The sequence below is a fragment of the Vibrio sp. 10N.286.49.C3 genome, assembly GCF_041469545.1.
GTDB classification, from domain to species: Bacteria; Pseudomonadota; Gammaproteobacteria; order Enterobacterales; family Vibrionaceae; genus Vibrio; species Vibrio tasmaniensis_A.
Map to the genome: position 1 here is coordinate 913 of NZ_JBFRKT010000010.1, position 18,767 is coordinate 19,679.

Here is an 18,767-nt window from a genome sequence, read left to right on the forward strand (position 1 = left end):
TAAGCTAACCGTTCATCTTTTCTGCTACAAAGCATCAAATCAACGTTCAACTGTAATGTGGTTGCGGGAGCCGGATTTGAACCGACGACCTTCGGGTTATGAGCCCGACGAGCTACCAAACTGCTCCATCCCGCGTCCGGATGCATTGTTTAAGTCAATGAGTCTTTGTCTCTAAGAGACCCTCTAGGAATTTATTTCCTAAAAGTATAAAGCTGGAGCGATACATCGGGTTCGAACCGATGACCTCAACCTTGGCAAGGTTGCGCTCTACCAACTGAGCTAGTATCGCAAACTGAAAACGTCTTTCGCCGTTCAGGGCTGCGAATTATAAGAGCATTTTTTTGTGATGCAAGTCCTTAATGCAAAAATCAGCAAGTTTTTACTCAACTGCTGTAAAAGCACACATATTTGCAAAAAAAATAGCTCTTATGTCCCTGAAAAGTTAGATAAACGTGAACATTTGATCTGATTAGATGTTAATAATCGTTTTTCGATAGTACTGCAGCTCAGCAATAGACTCTCGAATATCGTCTAATGCAAGGTGGCTTCCCGACTTAGAAAAACCATCTAACACTTCAGGCTTCCAACGGCGAGTCAGCTCTTTCAGGGTGCTAACATCAACATAGCGGTAGTGGAAGTACTCTTCCAGCTCTGGCATGTGCTTGTATAAGAATCGGCGATCTTGACCAATGCTGTTGCCACAAATTGGTGACTTACCTTTTGGTACCCATTTTTCCAGAAACTCAATCGTTTGTTGAATGGCATCTTGCTCTGAAACTGTACTGTCTTGAATTCGTTTCACTAGGCCACTGCCGGTGTGAGTCGTTGTGCACCACTCGTCCATCTTGTCCAATTCACTCTGAGGTTGGTGAATAGCCAAAACAGGTCCTTCAGCCAGGATATTAAGCTCACTATCAGTAACGATAGTAGCAATTTCAATGATTTTATGAGTTTCAGGATCAAGTCCTGTCATCTCGAGATCAACCCAAATAAGGTTCTGATCGCTAAAGGACATAAGGCGTCGCCTATTTGTTTATGTATAAAAGAGGTACTATACCCAAATAACTATACTCAAACTAGCTTTAGAGCCATCGAAATCATATGGCAGTAGCAACATCCTGTTTGAGTTCCCAATCATCAAGTTAGATGTGTTAAGTGAAAAATTGTGGCTAAAAAAAAGAAGTTAACCAAAGGTCAGGTACGTCGCGTACGTAGCAACCAGAACAAGCGACTCAAGAAAGAAGATTCTATCCAATGGGACGAGAACATGCTTGGCGGAACAAAAAGCGGACTCGTGATTACGCGCTTTGGTCAACATGCCGATATCGAAGATCTTGAAACCAACGAAGTTCACCGTTGTAACTTACGCCGTAGTATTGAGACTTTAGTTTCTGGTGACCGAGTAACTTGGCGCGCAGGGCTTGAGTCAATGGCTGGCATCTCAGGTGTTGTCGAAGCCGTTGAGCCAAGAACATCAATGCTAACTCGCCCTGACTACTATGACGGCCTCAAACCGGTTGCCGCAAACGTAGACCAAATGGTTATCGTTTCAGCTGTACTACCAGAGCTATCACTTAATATCATCGACCGCTACTTGATCGCCTCTGAAACGGTGAATATCGCCCCTTTAGTTGTACTCAATAAAGTCGACTTGCTGACAGAACAACAAATTAGCGAATACCGCGAAACACTGAAGATATACGAGAAAATCGGCTATAAAGTCATGTTCGTGAGTAAAGAGTCGGGTTACGGCATCAAAGAGTTGGAAGCTGAACTGAAAGATCGTATCAACATTTTCGTTGGTCAATCTGGCGTAGGTAAATCCAGCGTAGTGAATGCACTGATGCCAACATTGGACATTGAAGAAGGTGCAGTTTCTGAAAACTCAGGACTGGGTCAACACACCACCACAGCAGCGCGTTTGTATCACTTCCCTTCTGGTGGTGATCTTATCGATTCCCCTGGGGTACGTGAATTCGGCCTATGGCATTTAGAACCTGATGAAGTCACAGATGCTTTCATTGAATTCAAGCCATACCTAGGTGGCTGTAAGTTTCGCGACTGTAAACACAATGACGACCCAGGATGTCTTCTGCGTGAAGCCGTTGAAGACGGAAAAATTAGCCGCTTACGCTTTGCTAGCTACCACCGCATTATTGAAACAATGGCTGACAACAAAGATAACCGTCAGTACTCACGAAGCAAGAAAGCCGATCTCTAATCGCGTTTTTGTGAACAAATGTGTGCATTTACTGACAATTGGCGCGAACTTAAGTAACATCTCGCGCCCTAAACCGTCATCGACAGATTTAATTGAAAAACAATTAGCATTGGAAAATTAATACAATGGATAAGATTAAAGTTGGATTGCAGTACTGGATCCCACAACATGGCCTGACTCGTTTAGTTGGTAAACTGGCGTCTGCTAAAGCGGGTGGTTTAACGACAGCGATCATTAACTGGTTCATCAAGCAATACAAAGTGAACATGGATGAAGCTCTGCATAGCGATCCAAAACACTTTAAGACATTCAATGAATTCTTCGTACGTGAATTGAAAGAAGGCATGCGCCCTATCGCAGAAGGCGAGTCTGTGATTGTTCACCCTGCTGATGCACGTGTAAGTCAGTTTGGCCCAATTACTGATGGTCAACTGATTCAAGCTAAAAACCATAACTACTCAGCACGTGAGTTGCTTGGTGGTGATGCAGACCTAGCCGATGAGTTTAAAGACGGTGAATTCGCAACGCTTTACTTGTCGCCAAGTGATTATCACCGTGTGCACATGCCATGCGACGGCACACTGCGTCAGATGATCTACGTTCCCGGTGATCTTTTCTCAGTAAACCCGCTAACGGCAGAGAACGTTCCAAACCTATTCGCACGTAACGAACGTGTGGTTTGTATCTTTGATACTGAGTTTGGCCCAATGGCACAAGTGCTGGTTGGTGCAACTATCGTAGGTAGCATCGAGCAAGTATGGGCTGGCACCATCACGCCACCTCGCGGTAACTCGGTTTACAAGTGGGATTACCCAGCACAAGGTGATAAATCTATTATCTTGAAGAAAGGCGAAGAGATGGGTCGCTTCAAGCTTGGTTCAACGGTTATCAACCTGTTTGCTAAAGATGCAATCAAGTTTGACGACACTATGCAGAATGGTGAGAAAACCGTTCTAGGCACTCCTTTCGCGCACATTGCGGGTAAAGACGTTGAGACTGAAGCTGTTGATTCAGCAGAGAACACTGACCAAGCTTAACGATCTGAGTTAACTCATTTAGTTTAAAGGCGCGTTACTTTTTCTATATCAGAGAAGAACGCGCCTTTTTCTGAACTCTACCAATTCGTTTCCTACTCAAGCTCTAACAACCCAAGCTTTCAAACCTCAATCCTCCCCCCTGCCCAGCCACCTGCTGCTTCTCACTCTTGCCTCTAATTGCCCAGATGAAATATTGACCAAAAGCAAAACAACTGTCGAAACCTTAAACAACTTTTCGATTTTACAACCCGTCTCCAAGTACCAAAAATCCAGATAACTTACTCTATTTGAAGATATTTTATTCATGGGGTCTTTGTACATGCCTAAACTCAATATTGGCGTTCTGGTCAAGCTGTTGATTTGTTTTGCGATTCCCTTAGGCGTGTTATTCATGCCAATAGATTCCATACCTATCGATGACCTCACGCTGATTCAACACCGCTTGTTGGCGATATTCTTACTAGCAGCTCTACTGTGGGTGCTTGAACCCGTTCCAGTATTCGCCACGTCAATTCTGATCATTGCGCTTGAACTGGTGATGATTTCCGACAAGGGTTTACATCTATTTAGAAACCCACCAGCAGGACACGATCTCGGTGAATTAATCAAATATACCGACATCTTCGGTGCATTTTCGTCACCAATCATCATCCTTTTCATGGGTGGCTTTGCTCTTGCGATATCCGCATCCAAATACGAACTCGACAACAATTTAGCTCGCGTGCTGCTCAAACCATTTGGCACAGAACCGCGCTTTATTATGCTGGGTTTAATGCTTATCACCGCCGTGTTCTCAATGTTCATGTCAAATACCGCAACAACGGTAATGATGCTCGCATTGCTAGGTCCTATCGTAGCCTCTGCACCAAAAGGCGACATGGGGATTAAAGCGCTCGTGTTGTGTATTCCAATCGCCGCCAATACCGGTGGTATCGCGACACCCATAGGTACACCACCCAATGCGATCGCACTGCAATACCTAACTGGCGAGAACAGTATCGACTTTCTTAGCTGGATGATGATGGGCTTACCCTTTGTGATCATCCAACTCACCATCGCTTGGTTTCTCCTACAAAAACTCTTCCCTTCTAAAGAAAGAAATATGGTTCTCAAGCTTGATGGACAATTTAGAAAGAGCTGGCGAGCGATTGTGGTTTACGTCACCTTCGCTGCGACAATCTTATTGTGGATGACCACCAAACTGCATGGCATGAACACTTATGTGGTCTCTATCATTCCACTGGCTGTTTTTACTCTCACTGGCATCATGGGTAAAGAAGAACTCAAGCTGATTAACTGGGATGTGTTGCGGGTGGTATTGCGATTGGGATTGGCTTGGATAAAACAGGCTTAGCCGCTGCACTCGCACACGCGATTGATTATGAATCGCTCTCGCCGACTGCTGTGGTACTAACGCTGTCTATCGTGTGTTGGCTAATGGCTAATTTCATGTCGAACACAGCTACCGCAAACTTGCTGATGCCGATAGCAGCTGCGATTGGCGCTTCTATGGAAAGCCTAGTAGCAATTGGAGGCTTACAAGGCTTGCTGGTTGTGGTCGCCTTCTCGGCATCGCTCGGGATGATTCTTCCAGTATCGACGCCACCAAACTCGCTGGCTTACTCAACTGGGCTTATCGAAAGCAAAGATATGGCGAAGATGGGTATCATCTTAGGGATTGTCGGCTTACTGATGGTCTACCTCGCGCTGTTTATTATCACTTAGCACGTCAATGCCTCCCTTCCGTCCAGCTAGTAATCGTGATCTCGCTAGCTGGCGGGCTACCAGATTTTAACCAATACGATAAATCCTGATAACAATTAACACCTTAGCAGTAACCAATTGTGATTCCACTTCACTGTTTATTAAAAATAATCATATATATATTTAAATTATGATTTTCAACACGTTTCGAACTTTAAATATAACGACACTAGACACCTAGCAGAGACACATCCGTTCGCAATCCAACGCGTCGCTGTCATTAGCCTTTTATCCAAGAAGGAGGGATAAACCTTGAGACATACTATTAAGTTCAAAATTCAGATCGCTATCGCGGTTATTATTGCCGTCGTAAGTGGCGCTCAAGCTTGGATATCTGTTAATCAGCTTACTCAAGAAACTGAAGTCGCGATCAACCAACAGGTGAAAAACGTGAGTGTTGGTACGACGAACTACATTGCCGATTGGTTATCAACCCGCAGTGATATGATGCTTGCCAATGAATCGACCATTTCAAGCAATAGCAACTCTGATCGCGAGTTATTGATCACCAAGCAAGCGGGGCAATTCTTGTCTGTTTATGCAGGATTCAGCGATGGCAGTATAGCTTATGGCGACAAGGCTGAGGATTGGCCAGCAGACTACGACCCACGCTCTCGCCCTTGGTATAAAGATGCAAACGCGACATCCGAACTCATCATTACCGAACCTTATCAAGATTTTGACGGCAGCATTGTCATCAGTTTCGCTAAAGCATTTAATGGTGAAAGACAGGGTGTTATCGCGGCAGACTTAACCGTAACCAGCATTATTGATACCGTACTCAATGTAAAACTCGATAATGACGGTTTTGCTTTTTTAGTCGACGGTAATAACAACATTGTGGCCTACAGTGATGAAGAACTGAGTCAAAAACCACTGACCAGTTTGAATCCAGAACTCACGACCAACAAGGTGTCACAACTGCTCCAAGACCAAATGATCACCACTCTCACTTGGCCTGGTCAAGGCGATAAGCTGGTCTATATTGCCAATGTCCCGAACACCGATTGGTCGCTAGGTATCGTTATCGATAAAGAAATGGCGTTTTCTGCAGTATCCGATGCCATTCAATTCATCACGCTGACCTCTTTGGTGTTGTACATCATCATTTCAATTGCGAGTACCGTGGTCATCAACCGCCTACTTTCTCCATTACAAACCTTGTCTGAAGCCTTAACTCAGCTCGCTCAAGGCAGAGGCGATCTCACTCAGCGCATTGATATCACACGTATGGATGAGATTGGCAAACTTGCCGAGCTCGTGAACCAGTTCTTAAGCCAGATGCAAAGCATGTTGAAGGGCGTAATAGAGCACAGCCACGATTTAAACAACCATGCAGAGAAAGCCAATCAACTGGCGACCCAATCTTCGATTAGCGTTGAGAATCAACAAAACGATATCAACCAAATTGCGACCGCGATTCATGAGATGTCCGCCACCGCAGCCGAAGTGGCTAGCCATGCCGAATTAACGGCATCCGCTTCTCAGGCATCCGCCACCGCTTGTAACGAAGGCCAAGAGGTAATCCAACAAAACCGCGATGCGATTACAGGCCTTGCGACTCAGGTTGAAGATGCAGCCAATGTTATTCGTGAATTAGAGAGTAATGCTCAAAGCATCAACCAGATCCTATCCACCATTCAAGGCATTGCCGAACAGACCAACCTGTTGGCATTGAATGCTGCGATTGAAGCCGCTCGAGCGGGTGAACAAGGTCGTGGGTTTGCCGTTGTCGCCGATGAAGTCCGAGTGCTCAGCCAAAGAACGCATGGCTCGACGGAAGAGATCCGCGTGATGATTGATACACTGCAGAAAAATACCGAACATGCCGTTGAAAGCATGACCACCAGCACTCAGTTAGCAGAGAACAGTGTTGGCTTCGCAGAACAAGCTCATGGCAGCCTGACTAAGATCACTCAGGCAATCACTGAAATCAACGATATGGCGCTGCAAATAGCGAGTGCTGCGGAAGAGCAACGCGCGGTCAGCGAAGACATCAGCCGTAATACGCAAGGAATCAAGGATGCCTCTGATGACCTTGCACAGCAAGCTGAAAGCAGTCGCAATAGCTCAAATGAAATGAGTAGCGCTGCCGAGTCGATGCGCCAAGACGTGGAGCGATTTAAGGTATAGCGCGACTCAAGCAAAGTAAGTGAACCACACCACCGAGCGACAGCTGACATAAACCAATCACTGAAACAAAGTAGTTCTTTCATAAGAATCACTTTGTTCTCAGTTCGGTTTGATGCATATTGATGAGCTAATTTATCCCAGACACAAGGATGTTATTCAGATGGGATTTGAATGGTTAGCTCTAGCTGCCGCTTTTCTTTGGGCCATTGCGAGCCTAATGTCAGTAAAGCCTGCTCAACACTTAGGTTCTTTCGCCTATAGCCGTTGGAGAATGGGTTGTACCGCGATCATCTTATCGAGCATGGCATGGTTTACCGGAGGTTGGTCAACTGTCGAAGCCAATCTAATCACGCCGATGATGCTATCTGGCCTGATTGGTATATTCATTGGTGATACCGCCCTATTTGCCTGTTTGAACCGAATGGGACCGCGCCAAGCGGGTTTGCTGTTCTCTTGTCACGCCGTGTTCTCGGCGATTCTCGGTTACTTCTTGTTTAGCGAAAGCATGACCTCTATTGAGCTGATTGGCTCGGCTTTGGTGTTTAGTGGTGTATTAACTGCGATATTTTTTGGTCGTCGAGGACAAGCCAACAACCAGCTTGAAACCATCAAGGGCACCGTGTGGATTGGTGTCGCACTGGGAATCACCGCAGCGATCTGCCAAGCATTGGGTGGTATCATTGCCAAACCCGTGATGCAAACCAGTATCGACCCTGTTGCCGCTTCTGCCATTCGAATGATCACCGCTTTTGTTGCTCACTCCGCATTTCGTTTAACAGGCGCCAAACTTTCACGCGCACTTAACCCAATGAATAAGCAGATATTCGCGATTACCGCGGTTAATGGTTTTCTAGCGATGGCAGTAGGAATGACGTTGATTTTGTATGCGTTGCAGGAAGGCAATGTCGGTATGGTCGCTCTGTTATCTTCAACCACACCAATCATGTTGTTACCGATACTCTGGCTATACACCAAGCAGAGACCGAACGTCTACGCTTGGATAGGTGCCATTGTTGCCGTAGTGGGTACTGCTATTTTGGTCAGTTAGCCAAACGGTAAGTAGGACTAACTGAATAGAAAGCTAAGAGCGCGGGAACGGGAAAGCCGTCACATCATCGATATGGTCGTAGCCCAGCGCCAGCATGATCAGACGATCAATACCCAAAGCAACACCGGCACAGTCTGGTAAGCCCGCTTTTAATGCCTCAATCAAGTGATGGTCAATCGGTTGAGGCGATAAGCCCATCTCAATGCGTTTGGTATTATCATCTTCAAAGCGCTTAAGTTGTTCTTGCGGTTTATCTAACTCGTGGAAGCCGTTTGCTAACTCAATTCCTTTGAAATACACCTCAAAGCGATCGGCGACTCGTGAATCGTTTGGATTGATCTTAGCTAACGCTGCTTGTGATGCAGGGAAGTCATAAACAAACACTGGCACTTGTTGCCCTATCTTTGCTTCAACCCCAATACTAAACAGCAGTTGTAGTAAGGTATCGCGGTCTTGTTCTGGATCCGCAATATCACTTAATCCAAGTGGTACAGCCGCTTGCTTTAGCGTATCCATCGAATCTTCCAGTGGACACACACCTAACACATCAATAAAGGCTTGTTGGTAAGTCATTCGCTCTGCTGAGCCCGACTTAAGGACCTGCTGTAACAGCAAATCCATTTCATCCATCAGGTCATGATGATCAAAACCAACGCGATACCACTCCAACATAGTGAACTCAGGGTTGTGATAACGGCCATTTTCTTCATTGCGAAAAGATTTACAAATTTGGTAAATACAACCGCTTCCTGCAGCCAACAAGCGTTTCATATGAAACTCAGGGCTAGTCATAAAGAACAGTGACTGACCGTGCGCATAACCCGGCCCTACGAATTCAGTTTTGAAAGTATGTAAATGCACGTCCGTCACCGTGGCGTGGCTCATCGCAGGCGTATCCACTTCCATCACGTTTCGCTCAGCAAAGAACTGACGAATTTGATTAAGGATATCAGCACGTTGCTTTAACTGTTTAATGGTTGCGGCCGGTTGCCATGTAGAGTGCATTATTGAGTTCCATATTACTGAATTCTAGGCGACGAAAATTACCACCTTTCATCGCTTTTGTAAGCTTCTATCTTTCTATTCGTGAAAGCAAAATGTTGTTTTAATGAAGCCAGAAAATTACGTTCTACAATACAATTATCAATACAGATTTCACATCAACATTGATAACAAAAATCATACTCAACAAGCCGTTAACACCCGTCCTGTGGGTTAATCGTTATCAACAATTCATTGCCGTGATTGCAGTCACATAACCTATAATTTCTATGCCTCCATATGCATTACCGACCTAAAAACCCAAATGCATCAACTTTTCGAATACCTTCCTCTCTTACACTGAACCTACCACTTAAGGCTTAGGGGTGCTAAATGGTTCCTACGATTTAGAACCTCCTAAATAGGCTTTTTATAATAACAAGCGGAATACTCCGCATCACACTGGAGAATAACTGTGAAGACAATTACCACAGATATCGCAGTCATCGGCGCAGGCGGCGCTGGTCTTCGTACAGCTATTGCTGCGGCTGAAGCTAATCCTGAACTGGAAGTAGCACTGATTTCTAAAGTTTACCCAATGCGTTCGCACACGGTAGCGGCAGAAGGCGGTTCAGCAGCAGTAATTAAAGACGAAGATAGCTTAGATAACCACTTCAACGATACTGTTGGCGGTGGCGACTGGCTATGTGAACAGGATGTTGTTGAATACTTTGTTGAAAACTCGACTCGCGAAATGATCCAAATGGAACAATGGGGCTGCCCATGGAGTCGTAAAGAAAACGGTGAAGTAAACGTACGCCGATTCGGCGGTATGAAGGTAGAGAGAACGTGGTTCGCAGCGGATAAAACCGGCTTCCACATGCTTCATACTCTGTTCCAGACTTCGATGAAGTACGACACAATCAAACGATTTGATGAGTACTTTGTGGTGGATTTGCTCGTTGAAGATGGCGAAGTACAAGGCCTAATCGCGATTCACATGTCTGAAGGTGAGCTTGTTACCATCAAAGCGAAATCTGTTGTTCTTGCAACCGGTGGCGCAGGTCGTGTTTACCACTGTAATACCAACGGCGGCATCGTAACGGGCGACGGTATGGCAATGGCTTATCGACACGGTGTACCACTGCGTGATATGGAGTTCGTTCAATACCACCCAACAGGCCTACCGGGCACTGGCATCTTGATGACCGAAGGTTGTCGTGGTGAAGGCGGTATCATCGTTAACAAGAACGGCTACCGTTACCTGCAAGATTACGGCATGGGCCCTGAAACTCCAGTGGGCGAGCCGAAAAACAAATACATGGAACTGGGTCCACGTGACAAAGTTTCTCAAGCATTCTGGCACGAGCAGCAGAAAGGCAACACCATCAAGCACCCTCTTGGTGATGTCGTACACCTTGACCTTCGCCACCTTGGTGAAGAGTACCTGCAAGAGCGTCTTCCGTTCATCTGTGAGCTAGCAAAAGCGTACGTAAACGTAGACCCAGCAAAAGAGCCAATCCCAATTCGCCCGACCGTTCACTACACCATGGGTGGTATTGAAACTAACGGTACCTGTGAAACTCGCATTAAAGGCCTATTCGCCGTTGGTGAATGTGCTTCAGTTGGCCTACACGGTGCAAACCGCCTAGGTTCTAACTCACTGGCTGAGTTCGTAGTTTTCGGCCGCGTAGCCGGTGAACAAGCCGTGAAACGCGCAGCTGAATTCAAAGGCTGGAACGAAGAGTCTATTGCTAAGCAAGTGAAAGCGGTTGAAGATCGCATCGCTGGCATCTTGGCTCAAGAAGGCGATGAGAACTGGGCTGATATCCGTACTGAAATGGGTCACACCATGGAAGCGGGTTGTGGTATCTACCGTCAAGAAGACTTGATGCAAGAAACCATCGACAAAATCACTGAACTGAAAGCTCGCTACAAGAAGATCAGCATTAAAGACAAAGGCAAAGTGTTCAACACTGACCTACTTTACGCTATCGAAGTGGGTTACGGCCTTGAAGTTGCCGAAGCGATGGTTCACTCAGCGATCCTTCGTAAAGAGTCTCGCGGAGCACACCAACGTCTAGACGACAACTGCACAGAACGTGATGACGTGAACTTCCTGAAACATTCTCTATCTTTCTACAACGAAGATGCAGCACCAACTATCGACTACAGCGGCGTTAAGATTACTAAATCTCAACCTAAAGCTCGTCTATACGGTGAAGCAGCCGAGAAAGCCGCTGCTGCTGAAAAAGCGGCAGAAGAGAATGCGAAGAAGAGCGAAGAGGAGCAAGCATAATGTCAGCGAATCGAATCCAAAAAATTGAAATCCTGCGTTATGACCCTGAGCACGATGCAGAACCTCACTTTCAAACCTTTGAAGTTCCATTTGATGAAACCATGTCGGTACTTGATGCGATTGGTTACATCAAAGATAACCTAGATAAAGACCTGTCTTACCGTTGGTCTTGTCGTATGGCGATTTGTGGTTCTTGCGGCATCATGGTTGATGGCGTGCCAAAACTGGCATGTAAGAGCTTCTTACGTGACTACCCGAACGGCTTCAAGATCGAGCCTTTAGCTAACTTCCCAATCGAGAAAGATTTGATCGTCGACATGACGCCGTTTATCGAGCGCCTGGAAGCAATCAAACCTTACATCATTGGTAACGACCGTAAGCCAGAAGACGGCACTAACATCCAAACTCCAGAGCAAATGGCGAAGTACAAACAGTTCGCTGGCTGCATCAACTGTGGTTTGTGTTACGCAGCATGTCCTCAATTTGGTCTAAACCCCGAGTTCATTGGCCCTGCGGCACTTGCTCTTGCTCACCGCTACAACCTAGATAGCCGTGACAATGGTAAAGCTGAGCGTATGAAGCTTATCAATGGCGACAATGGCGCTTGGGGCTGTACGTTTGTAGGTTACTGTTCTGACGTATGTCCGAAGAAAGTAGACCCAGCAGCGGCAGTGAACCAAGGTAAAGTTGAGTCTTCAATGGACTTCGTTATCTCGATGTTCAAGCCTGATGGATCGCAAGTAAAAACAGCAGAGGAGGCATAATATGAGCAATCGTAAGCCTTATGTTCGCGAGATGAAGAGAACGTGGTGGAGCAACCATCCGTTCTACCGCTTCTACATGCTACGTGAAGCGACTGTACTGCCTTTGATTCTATTCACTCTGTTCCTAACCTTCGGTTTGGGTTCGCTAGTGAAAGGCCCTGAAGCGTGGCAAGGTTGGTTGAGCTTTATGGCTAACCCTATCGTTGTTGGTATCAACATCGTGGCACTGCTTGGCAGCTTACTGCACGCTCAGACCTTCTTCAGCATGATGCCTCAAGTAATGCCAATCCGTCTTAAAGGCAAATTGGTAGATAAAAGAATCATCGTACTGACCCAGTGGGCAGCGGTGGCATTTATTTCTTTAATCGTTCTGATGGTGGTGTAAGGAGCTTCGTTATGAACACAAATTACAATGTTAACCACAATCCGCAACGTTCTGATGAGCCAATCTGGTGGGGCCTATTCGGCGCTGGCGGTACTTGGTTCGCGATGATTACACCAATCACGATTCTAGTGCTGGGTATCTTGGTGCCAATGGGCATTATCGATGCGGATGCAATGAGCTACGAGCGTGTCTCTGAGTTTGCCACCAGCATTATCGGTGCGCTATTCATCATCGGTACGCTAGCACTGCCAATGTGGCATGCAATGCACCGTCTTCACCACGGCATGCACGACCTTAAGTTCCACGTCGGCGTTGCTGGTAAAGTGGGTTGCTACTTCGTTGCAGGCCTAATCAGCGCGCTATCTGTTATCTTCATTTTTATGATTTAACAGTTAAGAGCAGATTCTAGATTCGGGTAACTGAGATTCGAAGAGTTTAAGAACGAAAATACTAGAAGCAGAACAGGATTATCTTGTTCTGCTTTTTTGTTACTTGTCGAATCTCGTTTACTCGAATCTGCTCTTCTCCGATCGCCAGATACAAAAAAGGCCGCTCATAAGCGACCTTTTCTATTTCACTGAGCCACCTTAAACAAGATGGACACAATCAAATTACTTCACACGACCAACGTATTCGCCAGTACGAGTATCAACTTTAACAACTTCACCGATAGCGATGAATAGAGGAACACGAACTACCGCGCCTGTTGCTAGAGTTGCAGGTTTACCACCCGTACCCTGTGTATCGCCTTTAAGGCCAGGATCAGTTTCAGTTACTTCGATCTCAACAAAGTTTGGCGGAGTAACAGTGATAGGGTTATCATTCCACAACGTTAGAGTACAAACGTCATTTTCAACTAACCATTTTGCTGAATCAGCGACTGCTTTTACGTCTGCTGCGATTTGCTCAAATGTTTCGTTGTTCATGAAGTGGTAGAATTCGCCATCGTTGTATAGGTAGCCTAGTTCAACGTCAACAACATCTGCAAGCTCGAAGCTTTCGCCTGACTTGAATGTTTTCTCTAACACTTTGCCTGACAGCAGTTTACGAAGTTTTACACGGTTAAACGCTTGGCCTTTACCTGGCTTAACGTATTCATTGTCGATAATTGCGCAAGGCTCGTTATCTAACATGAATTTTAAACCGCCTTTGAATTCATTGGTGCTTACTGACGCCATGATTTTCTCTTCCACATCTTTGAGTTAATTTCAATGCCGCATATCATAACCCGAAAAGTCGAATCTGTTGAGCAAAACTGGCTCAAACAACTATCGAATGCGATCTCTGACCCGACAAAACTGCTTGAAGCATTGGAAATAGACCCAACACCGTGGCAAAAAGGATTCGCAGCACGTGAGCTGTTTTCACTTCGAGTTCCTCTTAGCTTTGTTGAGCGAATGGAAAAAGGCAATCCACACGACCCTTTGCTAAGACAAGTTTTACCGCTAAGTGAAGAGTTTGATGTGCACCAAGGCTATTCTGCTGATCCACTGGAAGAACAAGACAACGCGATTCCGGGACTACTACACAAATACAAAAGCCGCGCGCTAATGATCGTGAAAGGTGGCTGCGCGATTAACTGCCGTTACTGCTTTCGCCGTCATTTCCCTTATCAAGATAACAAAGGATCTAAGTCTGTTTGGCAAACTAGCCTCGATTATGTGGCTCAACATCCAGAGATCAACGAGGTTATCTTATCGGGTGGCGATCCTCTTATGGCCAAAGACAGCGAACTAGAGTGGCTGATTAATGCTATCGAACAAATTCCACATGTGAAAACCGTTCGAATTCACAGCCGATTACCTGTCGTGATTCCAGCGCGAGTGACTGATGAACTATGCCAAACATTAACTAACACTCGTCTTAATGTAGTCATGGTTAGCCATATTAATCATGCCAATGAAATCAACTTAGAGCTCAAGCAAGCCTTCCATAAGCTGAAGCAAACTGGTGCGACTCTGCTCAACCAAGGCGTAATGCTAAAAGGCGTAAATAACTGCGCTAACTCATTGAAAAAATTAAGTGAAAAGCTATTCGACGCCGGTATTTTACCTTACTACATGCATGTACTTGATAAAGTTCAGGGCGCTGCTCATTTCTATATCTCCGATGAAGAAGCGAAACACCACTTTAAGGGATTAATCTCTGAGGTTTCTGGCTATCTAGTACCTAAGTTAACCCGTGAAATTGGCGGACGCAGTAGCAAAACACCACTCGACCTAAACATTGAATAGCGAGCGAGCTTCAAAAAGCGACTAAGCTTATCTGTAACGACAACACGTTGCTAAATGCACCTTCACGACAAAAATTTTTTGTTCGATCGTCCGGTCTATTATTAGCATACTCGGCTCTATTCTAAATTCTTAGGAGGGGTGATATGTCACAATTTATAGAACAAGCTCTCAACCTTGCCCCCTTTAGCTGGGCAGGCCTCGCAGCATGCATGTTGTGTGGTTCTTTAATCGGAATCGAAAGGCAAACACGCGGTAAACCCGTCGGAATACGGACATCGATCCTTATCATCAGCGGTACTTACTTCTTCCTCACCATGGCGATTAGCCTATCCCCCAACACACTCGATCAAGCTCGTGTACTTGGTCAGATAATTACGGGGGTTGGATTCCTTGGTGCTGGGGTAATGATGACATTGGATGGAAAGATTCATGGTGTCACGTCAGCGGCGATTATCTGGGTACTCGCTGCATTAGGTATGATGATCGCACTTGGCCACCTTTCGCAGTCGGTTATTATCACGCTAATGGCGCTAGTGATTCTGCTTGGTGTCGACAAAGTAGAAAACAGCTTCCAGAGCTTACGCCGTGGTGTTCATCAGAAGTGGATGAGAAAAGTCCGCGTGAAGAAGTAACACCTCGTCGGAAGACATTTGGCCTTAGCTGCATTTTGTTCTTAGCGACTGTTTCATCTTAAGGGTCTTTTTCCTTAAATAAAAAAGAGCCTAGCAAACGACTAGGCTCTAAACTGCAGTTCACAGATTAATGTACGTGAATAGACACTTGATTCTTACCTGCGGCCTTCGCCTTATAAAGCTGCTCATCTGATGAACGAATACTCTGGTTTTCCCACAAGTGTCCAATGCTGTCGAACTTGTACAGAGAGTAAAGCGTCGCTCCCCCAGAGACTGATATATTAATCTTGTCACCAGTCGCGCATCGATAACTTTGTAAACTAATGTCATTTTGAATTCGTTCAAAGATCGATGAAAGTAATTCGGATGATTCGCCCGCAATCGCGACAACAAACTCTTCACCACCAAATCTCGCCACGATATCTTTCTGCCTAACGCTGTTCAGCATTAACTGAGCAACATGGCAAATCACCTCATCTCCCACCTTATGACCATACTGATCATTCACCACTTTGAAATCATCGATATCAAATACGCCAACACCAATAATTGGCTCCTCATTTTGGTTCAGCAACCGAGCTTCAAAACCACGCCGATTATATAAACCAGTCAATGGGTCGAGCATCGCTAAATTCTTCAATCGCTTGTGCTCTTGCTTGGTATAAAACCGCCACAACCATAGTGCTGAGATAAAGTACAAAGCTAACAAAATCAGTAATTGAACCCGCTCCAGTTCCAGCAAATGTAAGAAGTGCTCACTCTTTCCTTCTTCAATAGTCAGGTATAACTCAGTATTGACTCCATCGACATACAAAGGTCGTGAATAGGTAAAGTCCAACAGTCCATATTTGTTTACTCCTCTTGCGCTCGTCACCTTGTACCCATGAACGGGATTCGAGACGAGATTAGAGACGTAACCATCAACACCGAGTACTCCTTTAAACTCACCATCAACATAGATACCTTTGGTTAAGGTCACTACCTTCTTCCCTGTTAGGTAGTCATCGTATTGGCCGGTATACACAACTTGATCTTGACCCTGAGCTAAGCCAAAACGAATCGTATTCACCCAATAAGGGCGACTATTGACGACTGAATCAAAGGTGTCACCTTTAATGTAACGGGCGAAATCGGAAGGCGACGATATAATAAATTTATCTTTGGAGATAAAGTAAATCGCAGAGATGGTATCAATGGTATTCGCAAAGTAAGCCATGGTGGGTGCGATAAACATGCGCCTACCTGCTTCTAAATGAAGATCCGACTTTAGATCGCACATCTCACTTGGGCCAGAGAACATAAAATCAAATCGAGGGGCAGCTTGCTCTTCACTAATGAAGTAACACGTATCACCTTCGACCTTTTGCTCATGTGAGAATACGTAGGTATCTCCATGCAGCGGATAAAGTGCGGTAATATTATATTCAAGCGCATTAATAATCTGTGTAAGCTCCGCTAAAGAGCGTGTCACGCCTTGGTTTTCAATTCCATATTGCTTTTCTGACTCTTCCGCTGAATCAACAAGTAACAAGCTAAAAACCACTAAAAAGCTGACGGTCAGACTTAAGAAAGCCTTTTTAAAATCGACGGTATGGGGATTAATCAAAGCATATAAGTCATCATTGAAAATTTAGCGCACATTGTACCCACAAGTGAGAGCATCGCAACAAGAGTATAAAACAACATGCTTACAGTAACGTTTAAGGAGTGAGATAGCAGATGTAAAATAACGCCTAAACATAGAAGTAAAGGCGTTGATAGGTTCAATAAGCATTAACTAAATAGGAAATGTAGAACTTAATTTATCAAACTTCTGAGCATCCCCATTCAGGGAAATGCTTTCTTATATAAATGTTTAATTCTTTTTCAGCTTGCGAGTAAATGCGCTTATTAACTCCCTCTTCAGAATGCAGACGCTGCACAACACCAGCCCCTACTGTCACATTCGTATGCCTATCGATCACCACAAAGGCACCAGTCTGAGGCAGATCTTTGTATAAATCTATAGCAACTTGATCGGTTAAATTGATAGAAGTTAACGCGATTTCATTAAGCTCTACTGTTTCAGAATTTTCAGCGTGTTGTTCAAGAGTATTCACATCAACTTTATGTTGAATACCTGACAACTTACCTGCGCAAGATTTCGTTGCAAACTTGAAACTATATTCTTTATGGCAACGCAATGGGTTTTCATCCATCCACACTAAGTATGCATCAAACTTATTAACAAGTTGCAGCTTTGAGCCTTTATGAATCAACATATCCCCGCGAGATACATCAATTTCATCGTCAAGCGTTATCGTAATCGCTTGACCAGGCAGTGCAGACTCCAACTCACCATCATAAGTGAATATGGACTTAATTTTTGATGATTTTCCTGAAGGTAACGCTGTTATTTCATCACCAACACTGACTTGGCCAGAAGCCAACGTGCCACAAAAACCGCGAAAATCTAAATTCGGACGATTAACGTACTGAACAGGAAAGCGCATATGCTCTAAATCTTTATCTTGATCGACTTTTACTGTCTCAAGCAGTTTCATTAAAGTCGAGCCTGGGTACCACTCCATGTTTTCACTTGGAGTTACCACATTGTCACCTTTCAACGCTGAAATGGGTACAAAGCGAATGTCGTCAATATTGAAGCTCTTAGCCATCTCACGATAATCAGCTTTGATTTGTTGATACACATCTTGACTATAATCCATCAGGTCCATCTTATTTATAGCAACTATGATGTGCTTAATACCCAATAGTGAACAAATATAACTGTGACGACGCGTTTGAGTTTGAATACCATAGCGGGCATCCACCATCACAATCGCTAAATCACATGTTGACGCCCCAGTTACCATATTACGTGTGTATTGCTCATGCCCAGGAGTGTCAGCAATAATGAATTTACGTTTATCTGTCGAAAAATAACGGTATGCCACATCAATAGTAATACCCTGCTCACGCTCAGATTGCAGGCCATCGACCAACAATGCTAGATCAAATGATTCATCGGTTGTATTGAACTTTTGAGAGTCTTTCTCAATCGCAGCCATCTGGTCTTCGTATATCAGTTTACTATCAAACAGCAAACGACCAATCAGTGTTGATTTACCATCATCCACGTTACCGCAAGTTAAAAAGCGCAGCAGATCTTTGTTCTCGTGTACTTTTAAGTATGCTTCAATATCTTGAGCAATTAGCTCTGAACTATGTGACATGGTCTTTCCTTAATGGTCCCGGTTTAAATACTCAACTCTTCAAACCGACTTTGA

15 protein-coding genes, 2 tRNA genes and 1 pseudogene are annotated in these 18,767 nt (G+C 44.9%); 11 read left to right on the forward strand and 7 right to left on the reverse strand.

From position 1 onward, the window contains the following. Positions 1-58: 58 nt before the first annotated feature. The 3 genes from AB4180_RS05860 to orn form a co-directional block, all read right to left on the reverse strand. Positions 59-135 (reverse strand) — tRNA-Met (locus AB4180_RS05860). A gap of 78 nt (positions 136-213) precedes the next feature. Then, positions 214-289, reverse strand: a tRNA-Gly gene (locus tag AB4180_RS05865). Positions 290-469: 180 nt separating this feature from the next. Next, positions 470-1,015, reverse strand: a complete 546-nt coding sequence (gene orn, locus AB4180_RS05870) for an oligoribonuclease (protein WP_012603103.1) — start codon at positions 1,013-1,015, stop codon at positions 470-472. Between the two features lie 150 nt (positions 1,016-1,165). Here orn and rsgA point away from each other — a divergent pair, with 150 nt between their 5' ends. The 5 genes and pseudogenes from rsgA to AB4180_RS05895 all read left to right on the forward strand — a co-directional run bounded on the left by rsgA (position 1,166) and on the right by AB4180_RS05895 (position 8,203). Then, the gene (gene rsgA / locus AB4180_RS05875; RefSeq protein WP_012603102.1) at positions 1,166-2,221 is read left to right on the forward strand and encodes a small ribosomal subunit biogenesis GTPase RsgA; all 1,056 of its coding nucleotides are present in this window, start codon (positions 1,166-1,168) and stop codon (positions 2,219-2,221) included. A 125-nt stretch (positions 2,222-2,346) separates the two neighbouring features. Next, positions 2,347-3,258 (forward strand): archaetidylserine decarboxylase, encoded by a 912-nt coding sequence (asd, locus tag AB4180_RS05880; RefSeq protein WP_017103362.1) that lies wholly within the window; start codon positions 2,347-2,349, stop codon positions 3,256-3,258. Between the two features lie 319 nt (positions 3,259-3,577). Then, positions 3,578-4,983 (forward strand): annotated as a pseudogene (locus tag AB4180_RS05885) (SLC13 family permease). A 291-nt stretch (positions 4,984-5,274) separates the two neighbouring features. Then, complete coding sequence (locus AB4180_RS05890; protein ID WP_102248957.1) at positions 5,275-7,155, forward strand: methyl-accepting chemotaxis protein; 1,881 nt, start codon at positions 5,275-5,277, stop codon at positions 7,153-7,155. 160 nt (positions 7,156-7,315) lie between these two features. Further along, positions 7,316-8,203: a DMT family transporter gene (locus AB4180_RS05895; RefSeq protein WP_102248958.1), complete on the forward strand. Its 888-nt coding sequence runs from the start codon at positions 7,316-7,318 to the stop codon at positions 8,201-8,203. Between the two features lie 33 nt (positions 8,204-8,236). On the opposite strand, the gene epmA is transcribed toward AB4180_RS05895, so the two are convergent. Next, a complete protein-coding gene (gene epmA, locus AB4180_RS05900; protein WP_102248959.1) occupies positions 8,237-9,208 on the reverse strand; it encodes an elongation factor P--(R)-beta-lysine ligase in 972 nt (323 codons plus the stop codon). A 451-nt stretch (positions 9,209-9,659) separates the two neighbouring features. On the opposite strand from epmA, the gene frdA reads away from it, so the two are divergent. From frdA to frdD, 4 genes are read left to right on the forward strand one after another with little or no spacing between them, the layout of a single operon-like run. After that, a complete protein-coding gene (gene frdA / locus AB4180_RS05905) occupies positions 9,660-11,483 on the forward strand; it encodes a fumarate reductase (quinol) flavoprotein subunit (RefSeq protein ID WP_009847916.1) in 1,824 nt (607 codons plus the stop codon). Then, positions 11,483-12,247, forward strand: coding sequence for a succinate dehydrogenase/fumarate reductase iron-sulfur subunit (locus tag AB4180_RS05910; RefSeq protein ID WP_009847917.1), 765 nt, complete (start codon positions 11,483-11,485; stop codon positions 12,245-12,247). The genes frdA and AB4180_RS05910 overlap by 1 nt, the downstream gene beginning before the upstream one ends. A gap of 1 nt (position 12,248) precedes the next feature. Further along, positions 12,249-12,632, forward strand: coding sequence for a fumarate reductase subunit FrdC (gene frdC / locus AB4180_RS05915; RefSeq protein ID WP_017108667.1), 384 nt, complete (start codon positions 12,249-12,251; stop codon positions 12,630-12,632). Positions 12,633-12,643: 11 nt separating this feature from the next. Then, positions 12,644-13,021, forward strand: coding sequence for a fumarate reductase subunit FrdD (frdD, locus tag AB4180_RS05920; RefSeq protein WP_102248960.1), 378 nt, complete (start codon positions 12,644-12,646; stop codon positions 13,019-13,021). A 222-nt stretch (positions 13,022-13,243) separates the two neighbouring features. On the opposite strand, the gene efp is transcribed toward frdD, so the two are convergent. Continuing rightward, the gene (gene efp / locus AB4180_RS05925) at positions 13,244-13,810 is read right to left on the reverse strand and encodes an elongation factor P (RefSeq protein ID WP_009847919.1); all 567 of its coding nucleotides are present in this window, start codon (positions 13,808-13,810) and stop codon (positions 13,244-13,246) included. Between the two features lie 33 nt (positions 13,811-13,843). Between efp and epmB the strand changes: the two genes are divergently transcribed. Together epmB and AB4180_RS05935 are read left to right on the forward strand one after the other, a co-directional pair. Next, positions 13,844-14,866: an EF-P beta-lysylation protein EpmB gene (gene epmB / locus AB4180_RS05930; protein WP_102248961.1), complete on the forward strand. Its 1,023-nt coding sequence runs from the start codon at positions 13,844-13,846 to the stop codon at positions 14,864-14,866. A gap of 143 nt (positions 14,867-15,009) precedes the next feature. Further along, positions 15,010-15,498, forward strand: a complete 489-nt coding sequence (locus AB4180_RS05935) for an MgtC/SapB family protein (protein WP_009847921.1) — start codon at positions 15,010-15,012, stop codon at positions 15,496-15,498. Positions 15,499-15,625: 127 nt separating this feature from the next. Here the strand turns inward: AB4180_RS05935 and AB4180_RS05940 are convergent, their stop codons facing one another. Together AB4180_RS05940 and cysN are read right to left on the reverse strand one after the other, a co-directional pair. Beyond that, on the reverse strand, positions 15,626-17,059 hold the full coding sequence (locus AB4180_RS05940) for a sensor domain-containing diguanylate cyclase (protein WP_102249042.1): 1,434 nt from the start codon (positions 17,057-17,059) through the stop codon (positions 15,626-15,628). A gap of 244 nt (positions 17,060-17,303) precedes the next feature. Continuing rightward, positions 17,304-18,713 carry a sulfate adenylyltransferase subunit CysN gene (cysN, locus tag AB4180_RS05945; protein WP_102248962.1) on the reverse strand — a complete coding sequence of 470 codons (1,410 nt, stop codon included), beginning with the start codon at positions 18,711-18,713 and terminating at the stop codon, positions 17,304-17,306. Positions 18,714-18,767 lie beyond the last annotated feature (54 nt).

Coding starts and splice junctions, on each gene's coding strand:
- orn (WP_012603103.1), bottom strand. CDS start 1,015: ATGTCCTTTAGCGATCAGAACCTTATTTGGGTTGATCTCGAGATGACA.
- asd (WP_017103362.1), top strand. CDS start 2,347: ATGGATAAGATTAAAGTTGGATTGCAGTACTGGATCCCACAACATGGC.
- AB4180_RS05895 (WP_102248958.1), top strand. CDS start 7,316: ATGGGATTTGAATGGTTAGCTCTAGCTGCCGCTTTTCTTTGGGCCATT.
- epmA (WP_102248959.1), bottom strand. CDS start 9,208: ATGCACTCTACATGGCAACCGGCCGCAACCATTAAACAGTTAAAGCAA.
- AB4180_RS05910 (WP_009847917.1), top strand. CDS start 11,483: ATGTCAGCGAATCGAATCCAAAAAATTGAAATCCTGCGTTATGACCCT.
- frdC (WP_017108667.1), top strand. CDS start 12,249: ATGAGCAATCGTAAGCCTTATGTTCGCGAGATGAAGAGAACGTGGTGG.
- frdD (WP_102248960.1), top strand. CDS start 12,644: ATGAACACAAATTACAATGTTAACCACAATCCGCAACGTTCTGATGAG.
- efp (WP_009847919.1), bottom strand. CDS start 13,810: ATGGCGTCAGTAAGCACCAATGAATTCAAAGGCGGTTTAAAATTCATG.
- epmB (WP_102248961.1), top strand. CDS start 13,844: ATGCCGCATATCATAACCCGAAAAGTCGAATCTGTTGAGCAAAACTGG.
- AB4180_RS05935 (WP_009847921.1), top strand. CDS start 15,010: ATGTCACAATTTATAGAACAAGCTCTCAACCTTGCCCCCTTTAGCTGG.
- cysN (WP_102248962.1), bottom strand. CDS start 18,713: ATGTCACATAGTTCAGAGCTAATTGCTCAAGATATTGAAGCATACTTA.